Here is a 10350-nt window from a genome sequence, read left to right as displayed (position 1 = left end):
TAAGTCCGGTTCGGGGGCGAGCATTTGGAAACCTACCATAGAAATATGATAAGGCGCTGGGTGCTTAGCCTACACAAGACGGCCAGAAAATTCTGGGCATCGGTCGGTGTCGTCACCCAGGAGATACAGGACATCATCGGTTCGGAAATCGTCAAGGAGGCCATCATCAACAACTCCGATGTGGTGATGCTGCTTGACCAGAGCAAGTTCCGTGAACGCTTTGACACCATCAAGGCGATACTCGGACTGACCGATGTGGAGTGCAAGAAGATTTTCACCATCAACCGGCTGGAGAACAAGGAGGGACGCAGTTTCTTCCGCGAGGTGTTTATCCGCCGGGGGACGACCAGCGGTGTGTACGGTGTGGAGGAACCGCGTGAATGCTATATGACCTACACCACCGAGCGGTCGGAAAAGGAAGCCCTGAAACTCTACAAGAAAGAGCTGCAATGCAGTCACCAGGAGGCTATCGAGGCCTACTGCCGGGACTGGAATGCCAGCGGCATTGACAAGTCCCTGCCTTTCGCCCGGAAGGTCAACGAGGCGGGACGGGTATTGAACTTAACGACAAAATCATAGCCATCATGAAAAAAGAAAGGATTCTGATTGACCTGTCTCTCGGTTTCGGCCTGGCTGAAATGGGATTCGAAAGCTGCCTGACAAGGGAGGATGTCAGCATTGACCATCCGGAACTCAACCGCCTCACCATCCGTGATTTCTGTATGCTGTCCAGGGAACGGCTGCTCTCGGACTACGGTCTGGCACCGGAAAAGGTGTCGGCCATCGAACGGCTGCTGGCGCAGTATTCCCTCCGGCTGGGTATGCCGGAAGCTGAACTCGACGCATACCTGGACCTCTATTACAGAGACACCCCTAGAGAAAAGGAGTTCTACGACCTGTGCGACAGCATGAATCGAAAGCCGCTCTTCGACGAAGAGCGATTCCGTGGGGAACTGAGAAGGGAACTGAACAGCAGCCCGCTGAGCGGCAACAGACTGAACGACCTGGGATGGCAACGCTACCACACCATACGTGAGGCCTATCTGGGCCAGCCCTGGTACATGAGATGGTTCTGTTCCTCCAAAACACGGATGAAAAGAGCCATCGGAGATGCCTTCACCATTCATGAGATGTTCTGCCGGCTGGTGACGGAAAACTGCCTTGAAACCGAACGGTGGCATTTCGAGCAGAGGGAAATGAACAAGATAACAGAGAGATAAAAAGATAAGATGATGAAACGACTGTCGTATGTCCTGATTGTATTTGCGCTCACTTTCGTGCAGCGTATCCATGCCCAGTACTACAGCGTGAACTATGACGCGCGTACCGTAGCGGCCATGGCTGCCGCCTTCGGTACGGAGGCCGTGGCCGAAAGCTACTACCGGGAGCAGGTCGATGACATCCTGAAGCACTACACGGCAGCGGAGGTGGCAGCAGCGGGAATCTTTGCCTCCAAATTTTTGGAGTACAAGGCCCTGTCTGACCTCGGCATCTGGAGTAGCAGTACGGAGAATTACTACTACCGGCGCATCTATCACATGGTGGCGGAGAAGATCATGCCCAAAATCTGGGTAGTGGCCAAACTGATGCTGCGCTCGCCACAGACCGCCATCCACTGGGGCAGTTACCTGATGAAAGTCTGTGACGATACCAAGAACCTGTGCATGCAGTTCGAGAGCATCGTGACCAACAGTTCACTGAGTTTCAAGGACATCGTCTTTCTGGAAATCAACCGGGAGGTAGCCACCCTGCTGAACCTTTCGGAACTGGGAGGTGTCCGGTGGGAACAACTGATGGACAACCTGGCCCGCGTGCCGGAGAACTTCACCAAGGAGCACCTTGCAGGTGATCTTGACAAGCTGTATGAAATGGGTGTGGGACTGGCTACCTCCGGGGTGGAAAACCTCGGAGACGCCCTGCTGCAAACCAGCGCGTTCCACAACCTGATAGGCGGAAAAATCAGCGAAATAGGCAATCTGTACGAACACTACGGAGACCTGTTCGAACAGGCGGAAAACGGCGTGGGCGATCTGCTGCTGGATATGGTGGGCGGTGCGGACAACGTGGCCGGATTGTTCGACTTCGACAACTATGACCTCACGTCCTGGATGACGGATTATCTGGACGAAGGGATGGGAAACTACTACACGCAACGGTGGTACATCGCCCGGCGCGAACAGGGAAGCGTTGCGCTGTGCGACTACTATCCGCCGACGGACGACAACAGCATACTGAACGGAAGTGCCTGGACCCGCTTCCAGACGGGTGACGCGAACTTCTACCCCAACGCCTCGCAACGGGAACAGGCCCTTGCCAACTCGGAACGCCATGCCGGATGGTCGAGAAGCCGGGTGCAGCAGCTCAACGGCAGCAACGACGGAAACACCTACAGCATCAGCTATCGGATGCAGTCCTACATCATCAAGAAAGGCAAGAAGCAGACGAAAAAGGCGTATGCCTACGAAATACACGTGACCCAAAGCTGGAATCGTGAAACCGTGGTGTATGAAGAAGTGTTCGATTCGTATTCGATGGATCTGAACACCTTCAAGGCACAGCTGAACGCGCGTCTCTCGGAGTTCAACGACAACGAGGAGGGCTACGTGTACTACATCGCATCCGATGGCCGCAACTACTATCAGGCAACGGACGCAGGGAAGCTGCAGGGATGTGAGAGCGTCACCATCAGTGTGACCTGTTCGGACGGAGCCACCTTGGGACAAGGCTCGACACAGTACAAGTGCCGCAAGTGCGGAAGCTCACTGAACGCCCATTCAAAAGAATGTGTCATGCAGACCACCGTCACGGAGAACGAGCTGGACTTCTCGGAACTCGACGCCCTGATACAGGAGGTGGACAGTCGGGTGGCCGCGCTGGAATCGCAGGTCATCACCCTGGAACGAGAGAACGAAGACCTGCTGAAGAAAATCGCCGGGGCGAGCGTGGAGGATGCCGCCAGATACCGCCAGCAGTACAATGCCAACCGGAAACGGATAGAGGAACTGGAAAGCGAACTGGCAGCATGGCGGAAAAAGCAGCAGGACTACAAGGCTGCCCGGGAAGAAGCGGCCGGTGACAACAGCGTGCCGACTGATGACTACTACCGCCTGCCAGCCATCATGCAGGACTGCAGGGCGGCTTACAGCCTCACGTGGAAAGGCGGCGGGTCCTGGAACGGCTATACGTTCGTCCGCAAGGCGACCATGCCGAACATCAACGGTGAAATCACGTTCAGCGCGACTCTCTCAATCGCCCGCAAACCAAAGTACTTCCTCGGTATCAAGATACACAGGGCCATCATCCAGATAAGCTGGGAACTGACCTCGTCGTACACGGACACGCATGTCGCCGACGTACTGACATTCGATGCAAGTCTGTCGGGCGAGGAAAAGACGCGGATGGTGAACGATCGCATTTCGGAAATAGCCCGGGAGCATCCCGACTGTAAAATCACGACGGAATATGCCCGTAACGAGCCGATGGAAGAGGAACCTGCCGGTGACGTGTACCACCTGCTTTGGTCAAGCGACCGCCTGGAAATCGCCCGGGAGGTGGACAGCCGTATCACAAAGATATATGCTGATCTTGTATCGCTGGAAAAGATGATGCACTACAAGCGGAGCATCATCGACGTGCTGAAGGACGTGCTGCCGGAACTTGACACGGACGAGGGACGCAGACTCACGCTCGTGGAAGAATGCCATGACCGGTGGGTGGAGAACGCACGGGTATCCCGCAGCGGACGAAGCGGAAGAAAGGAGGTACAGCCATGAAACGCATACTACTGACCGCCCTGATGCTGCTCGCCCTGATGTCCGGTAAGCTCCGAGCACAGGTGACCTTCGACATCGTATCGGTGGAAGCCTACATCCATGATCACAAAAAGCAGCGCAGCCTGTTGCTTGCCCGTAGCACGCTGGAGTACAGCAACAAGCTGCTGCATGAATACAGCCGTGAAGAAGTGGGCGGCTACAAGGAGCTGAATGTCGATCTCGACCGCTACACCCGTGCCTTTGACGTCATCGACGTGATGTACCAGTCCCTGCGCACGGTACTGAACGTGAAGGACACCTACCGGACGGTAAGTGACCGTATCGGTGACTACAAGACCATGCTGGAAACCTTTCACGAGAAAGTGCTGAAACGCGGGAAAGCGGAAGCGTCGGACCTGCTGATCATCACCGTCAACGAGAAGGCGATACGGAATATCGCCCGTGAAGGCGAACACCTCTACAAATCGGTGAGCGACCTCGTACTGTATGCCACGGGAGCGGCAGCCTGCTCGACTAATGACCTGCTGATGGTGCTGGAGAACGTGAACCGGTCTCTGGACAGTATCGAACGGCATCTGAACCGGGCCTACATGGAGACATGGCGTTACATACAGGTCCGCATCGGCTATTGGAAAGCGAAGATTTACCGGGAACGTACCAAACGCAAAATTGTCGAAGGGGCTTTCGGACGGTGGCGCGGTGCAGGACGACTGGATTATTAACGAACGATAAAAGGGAAAAGAAATGAAACGAACATTGCTACTGATGACGACCGCCCTGCTTGCCGCAGCCACGGTCAGGGCGCAGTCCGTGACCTACAACCACGATGCACCGAAACGGAACCAGATTACGGTGATGGAAACAGGCACGGGCGCACTCACGCCTGAATTTTACTACACGCTGCTTCACCGTAAGTACAAGAAATCGGCAGCTGCCAAAAACAAGCTGTCGTTCCGCACACTGGCCGGGGTGAACCTCTACAACCAGACGGATGAAGCGGAGGAAATAGACTCGGCACTGGTGAGCCGGGCGAAAATCGAGGCCCTGAATGTGGCCGACCACCAGATAGACCTGGCATGGCTGGCCGAGGGTGACAAGGTCAAAGGACAGATGGACAGGCTCGAACGAAATATCGACCGTATCATTCCCTCCGGCGGCACACCGGAAGACCGGGCGCGGTGGACGGAATACTACCGCATCTACCAGTGTGCACTTACGGCAACCCGCGAGGCCTATATGCCCAATGCGCAGCGGAAGAAGGAATACCTGCGCATCTACGAGGATGTGGCAAGGCAGAACGAGATTCTCATCGGCTACCTTGCCCGGAGACGGAATGCAACCCGGACAGAAACTCTGCTGAATGCCACTGCCGGGCACACTCTGGACAAGGGAAGCATCGTCCGTGATGCAGTGAGCAGATGGAACGAATCGCGCTTTGCCGCATCCGGATCGCAGTCCGGAGGAAACGGTGACATCGGTGAGGGAGACGAAACGGTAAACAGAAACTAAAAACGAACATACTTATGGCTGATGGAAATATACTCTCGGATTTCGGTATCAACATTCTGGAAGAAGAGATAGACGACGTGATTTTTCAGACCAACGAGTTCCTGACCGATGCGACCTTCACCGGCTCGCAGGGACCTTTCTGGTGGATCCTGCAGATGTGCATGGCACTGGCCGCCCTGTTCGCCATCGTGATGGCAGCGGGCATGGCCTACAAGATGATGGTGAAGCACGAGCCGCTGGACGTGATGAAACTGTTCCGCCCGCTGGCCGTTTCAATCATCCTCTGCTGGTGGTATCCGCCGGCAGATACCGGCATGGCAGGCAGCGGAAGCAGCTGGTGCTTCCTGGACTTCCTGTCCTACATACCGAATTGCATCGGCTCGTACACGCATGACCTCTACGAAGCGGAAGCCACCCAGATAGCGGACAAGTTCGAGGAGGTGCAACAGCTCATCCATGTGCGCGACACGATGTACAACAGCCTGCAGGCACAGGCGGATGTAGCCCACACAGGGACATCCGATCCCAATCTGATAGAGGCCACCATGGAGCAGACGGGCGTGGACGAGGTGACGAAAATGGAGAAAGACGCGGCCGAACTGTGGTTCACCTCGCTGACGGCAGGTGTCATCGTGGGCATCGACAAGATCATCATGCTCATCGCCCTGATCGTCTATCGCATCGGCTGGTGGGCTACTAACCTACTAAACACATTATCACATTATAAATAAGCGAATTAATTCTTACTTTATTAGAATGGATAACAAAAAAGCAACAATGATATAATTTATTTGTACGTTGTAGCAAATGCTCTCATTTGAATATAAACAAATGTACGCATTAATGGAGATAATGCAGAAAAACCATGAAGCATATACGACTCACTGCCACTCTCCATTTGTAGATGTGTGAAAGTAACAATCCATTAATGGACAATAGGGTATATAAAGGACAGATTTCCCGTATATTCGTCTCCTTATTCCTGAATTATGAGCGTAAGTCACATAATTATGGAGAGATATCCACCCTTTAATGGGGAGAGCTGTCGGCAAATATTTGATGGAAATGCCCCGAAAATCACAGGAGAATAGCCATACAATGGGCTGATACACAATAATTATTGGATAAACGTGGTCTGCTCCTGCAAACAGCAAGTTGTCTTTTCGTTAAACGAAAACAGGACGGTTTAACGGCGGAAACGCCGCCAAACCGCCTCCCCCCAAAAAGCTCCGGAGTCGGCTTTGATTTTCCTTATGCCATCTCTATACATTTACTTTCCAATTACAGGATTTTTCTTGAATATCCCATAAATGAGCATATAATCCCTCATCTTTTAATAATTGTTCATGTGTCCCTTGTTCTATAATATTTCCACCATCTAAAACAATAATTTTATCAGCATCACTTATTGTTTTTAGTTTATGCGCTATAACTATAACAGTTCTACCTTGTATTAAAGAATTGATTGCATACTGTATTTCCACTTCATTTTCTGGATCTAAAGAAGCTGTTGCTTCATCTAATAAAATTACAGGAGCATCTTTTAATATAGCACGTGCAATTGAGATTCTCTGTTTTTCTCCTCCAGATAAGGTACATCCACCTTCACCTATCATTGTATCATATCCTTGAGGTAAATGTATTATAAAATCATGACATTGAGCTTTTTTAGCCGCCTCTATTATCTCATTATCTGTAGCATTCTCTTTACCAAATCGAATATTATTCTTTATGGTATCCTGAAATAAATATACGTCCTGAAATACCATTGAAATGCGTTGCATAAGTTTCTCAGGATCAATCTCTCGTATATTTTTGTTACCTAATAATATTACACCTTTATCAGGATCATAAAACCGAGCGCAAAGTTTCATCAATGTACTTTTTCCACTTCCAGAAGGCCCAACTATAGCAGTTAAAGAACCTTGTTTCATTGTAACACTTATATCATGTAGGATATATTTATCATTATACCCAAAAGATACATTTCTAAATATAATATCTCCTTGTTCCGGAGCATCTTGTGTTCCTGACATTTCTGGTTCATTTAGTAAATTCAAAATACGTTCACCTGCAATAGAATAATAACGGAATTCTGCAAGATTGATTAGTGCTAATGTTAGTGGGTCAAAAACTCTGGAGCCAACGATAAGGAACATCACAAAAATAGCAACAGAAAGTTTTCCTCCAATTAAAAGGTATGTACCACATAATATCATCAAAGTAAGTCCCATACGAAGAAGGGTTACAGACAACATGACAATAGGTCCAATCAGAGCTTCTGTTTTGATATTCGCACGTTTGAGATCATTAAATGCTTCCTGTAAACGGATGAACTTTATTCCAGTCATATTATATGCTTTGATAACACGTATACCTTGTAAATATTCTTCCATTCTGCTACTGGCACGTATTTTAGCCAGAATTTGAGTTTGCCCTAGTTTCTTTTGAATACTAGAAGTGAAAATAAGTATTAAAAAAGAAATAGGAAGGGATAAAAACATAGCAATAGACATCTGCCAATCTACGAACAATAAACCTAAAAAAGCAAAAATAGGCATGACCAGTGCACCAAGCAATTGAGGAAGATGGTGCGACATCCCTTGTTCTGTCATAGCAAAATCAGTTATTAACATGGAAGATAATTCTCCAGAATCTTTTTTATAAAGAAAACCTAATGACAACTTGCGTAAATGTTCGGCTAAAGCAATACGACCTTCTGCACTAATATTGTATGCTTCCCGGAAATTTGCATTATAGGATTTCTTTTCTCCAAAAATCATAAAAATTATGTATACAAACATTATCACAATCAGCCCCCATAATTTAGATATGTTTAGAGGAGTTCCAGTTCCATCAAAAGCTTTAAAAAGGGTATTTATAACTTCTATTGAAAGACAAAAGGGAACTATATTTATAAAGTTTGCAAGCATTGTATACCCCACAGGCTTGTATAAACGTTTGGTTTGTCCTATAGTAATATGTTTTATAGCCTTTGTAATCATATTATTTCATTTTTTTAGATTTAACTTCCAGTTATGTGCATTTATATAAGCATTCCACATATTTTTATATATGCCTGTAGTAACATGAAGTTCGTCATGTCTTCCTTTTTGAACTAAACATCCTTCCTTAAAAACAAGAATTTGATGAGCAGAGGTGATAGAAGACAATCTATGAGCTATGATAATAACAGTTTTACCTTTTATTAACTTTTGTAAGGCCTGTTGTATTTTATATTCATTTTCTGGGTCAGCAAAAGCTGTTGCTTCATCTAATACTAAAATAGGAGAATTTCGTAAAATAGCCCTAGCTATACAAATTCGTTGTGCCTCTCCTCCAGAAAGAAAAACGCCTCTCTCTCCGACAATCGTATCATATCCTTTAGGAAGACTTCGAATAAAATCATCACATTGGGCAGCTTGAGCAGCTTGTATAACATCCGATAAACTAGCTTGAGTATTTCCTGCTGTAATATTGGCATATATGGTATCATTGAAAAGAAACGTATCTTGGAATACAAAAGACACGATCTCCAATAATTGGGGTGAGGAAATATTTTTTATGTTTATTCCCCCTATTAAAATCTCTCCAGAGGAAACATCCCAAAAGCGAGGAATGAGATTGGCTATTGTTGACTTCCCTGACCCAGAAGGTCCAACCAGAGCTGTTACTTCACCTTGTCGAGCGATAAAAGAGATATCCTTCAGCGCTTCTGTCTTTGTCATATTTTCTCTATCTTCGTAAGCAAAACTTACATTTCTGAATTCAATATCATACGTCTGAGGTATTTGAGGAACAACTGGTTCACATAGTTTTTTTTCCTCAAATATTTTGTCTATACGTTTTACTCCTTCATTAATTTCTACAGTTCCTGAAGCTAAAAATGCGAGTTTATATACAGGGGAAGCTACTCCGGGCCCCATCACGATGAAAAAAAGATAAATTGCAGCTAATGAGATGTTTTTAGGATCAGAGGTCATTATTAATATTCCTACAGGAAGAATAAACGTGACTATTGAATTCAACAGAATAATAAATGCAATTATACCATTTTGATAGTTATTACAGCATTTTAAAGCAAATGTTTTATACGCTTCGATTTCGGCATTGAACTGCCGAAAAGAACGTATACTTTGTCCAAATATCTTTATAATTGGCATACCTCTCACATATTGAACAGCTGAAGCACTCATGCGTTCTTGGACATCAAAATAGATTTTCGTAAGTGCAGTAGCTCTTTTCCCTACAAAATTAGAAAATTGCATTCCTATACTTAAAAGTATGCATAATAGAGCGGTGAATGCCATCCAACCATTTAAAGAAAAAAAGATAATAAACATAAAAGTTATGGTTGCAAACACATTCACCAAATCGGGAATAGTGTGAGCTATAAAATGCTCTATTTTTTCGACATTTTGTTCCATGATTTTCTTTATACAACCGATAGATGTCGAATTTAAATATCCCAAAGACAACTGACCTATATGCTCTGAAAGTTTTATTTTTAACCCATATAAAATACGAAAGGCGGCTATGTGAGATAACATTAATCCCGCATACAAAAATAGTACACCCACAATCAAAGCAATAAAAGCAAGCCACCCCCAACTGATCATTAGCTCAGAATCTATCGTAGATAAATCAGAAGCATGAACAAGCAATTCCTTTAATATTTCATATATAGACCAAAATGGTATAAGTATACATAATGCACTTATAGCGGAAAATAACCCGGAGAAAAGCAATAAACTTTTTTTTTCTCCCGCAATTTCCAGTAACCTAGATAATCCTTCTTTTTTCTTCATTATTTATTTAAATATATATTGTCGTAGTTAGACAAATATTTGTCACAATAATTACCAAGTAAAAAATAGCAAACAGCCATAATTCCTGATTCATATAAGCTGGAGTTTTTTTAGCATATTCTTCATATTCTTTCTTGAAATGTATCTGTCTCTTATACACATCTCCGAGCCCACGAGACCATGGCTAATCTCGTATGCCGTCGTGTGCTTGATAAAAAAAAGGGGGGGGGGGGGGGGGGGGGGGGGGGGGGGGGGGGGGG

Annotated in this window: 7 protein-coding genes and 1 pseudogene; 6 read left to right on the top strand and 2 right to left on the bottom strand. The window is 46.7% G+C overall.

The features are described 5' to 3' along the window. Positions 1-60: 60 nt before the first annotated feature. From LPH68_RS24405 to LPH68_RS24380, 6 genes and pseudogenes are all read left to right on the top strand, one after another. The gene (locus tag LPH68_RS24405) at positions 61-579 is read left to right on the top strand and encodes a hypothetical protein (RefSeq protein WP_370638810.1); all 519 of its coding nucleotides are present in this window, start codon (positions 61-63) and stop codon (positions 577-579) included. A gap of 5 nt (positions 580-584) precedes the next feature. Further along, positions 585-1220 (top strand): hypothetical protein, encoded by a 636-nt coding sequence (locus tag LPH68_RS24400; protein WP_230297183.1) that lies wholly within the window; start codon positions 585-587, stop codon positions 1218-1220. Between the two features lie 9 nt (positions 1221-1229). Further along, positions 1230-3773, top strand: a complete 2544-nt coding sequence (locus LPH68_RS24395) for a hypothetical protein (protein ID WP_230297182.1) — start codon at positions 1230-1232, stop codon at positions 3771-3773. After that, positions 3770-4495, top strand: coding sequence for a hypothetical protein (locus LPH68_RS24390; RefSeq protein ID WP_230297181.1), 726 nt, complete (start codon positions 3770-3772; stop codon positions 4493-4495). Before LPH68_RS24395 ends, LPH68_RS24390 begins: the two co-directional genes overlap by 4 nt. 22 nt (positions 4496-4517) lie before the next feature. After that, positions 4518-5282, top strand: a complete 765-nt coding sequence (locus LPH68_RS24385; protein WP_230297180.1) for a DUF5045 domain-containing protein — start codon at positions 4518-4520, stop codon at positions 5280-5282. A gap of 14 nt (positions 5283-5296) precedes the next feature. Beyond that, positions 5297-5980, top strand: a pseudogene (locus LPH68_RS24380) (hypothetical protein); the annotation flags it as partial. 564 nt (positions 5981-6544) lie between these two features. On the opposite strand, the gene LPH68_RS24375 reads toward LPH68_RS24380, so the two are convergent. Continuing rightward, positions 6545-8287, bottom strand: coding sequence for an ABC transporter ATP-binding protein (locus tag LPH68_RS24375; RefSeq protein WP_004312237.1), 1743 nt, complete (start codon positions 8285-8287; stop codon positions 6545-6547). A gap of 6 nt (positions 8288-8293) precedes the next feature. Then, positions 8294-10090: an ABC transporter ATP-binding protein gene (locus tag LPH68_RS24370; RefSeq protein WP_004292668.1), complete on the bottom strand. Its 1797-nt coding sequence runs from the start codon at positions 10088-10090 to the stop codon at positions 8294-8296. Positions 10091-10350 lie beyond the last annotated feature (260 nt).

The sequence above is a fragment of the Bacteroides sp. 1_1_30 genome, assembly GCF_020982715.1.
Lineage (GTDB): Bacteria > Bacteroidota > Bacteroidia > Bacteroidales > Bacteroidaceae > Bacteroides > Bacteroides xylanisolvens.
This window is presented reverse-complemented; position numbering and strand designations above follow the sequence as displayed.

Excerpts from the sequence above, each read along its gene's own strand:
- LPH68_RS24390 (WP_230297181.1), top strand. The coding sequence starts at position 3,770 with ATGAAACGCATACTACTGACCGCCCTGATGCTGCTCGCCCTGATGTCC.
- LPH68_RS24395 (WP_230297182.1), top strand. The coding sequence starts at position 1,230 with ATGATGAAACGACTGTCGTATGTCCTGATTGTATTTGCGCTCACTTTC.
- LPH68_RS24385 (WP_230297180.1), top strand. The coding sequence starts at position 4,518 with ATGAAACGAACATTGCTACTGATGACGACCGCCCTGCTTGCCGCAGCC.
- LPH68_RS24400 (WP_230297183.1), top strand. The coding sequence starts at position 585 with ATGAAAAAAGAAAGGATTCTGATTGACCTGTCTCTCGGTTTCGGCCTG.
- LPH68_RS24370 (WP_004292668.1), bottom strand. The coding sequence starts at position 10,090 with ATGAAGAAAAAAGAAGGATTATCTAGGTTACTGGAAATTGCGGGAGAA.
- LPH68_RS24375 (WP_004312237.1), bottom strand. The coding sequence starts at position 8,287 with ATGATTACAAAGGCTATAAAACATATTACTATAGGACAAACCAAACGT.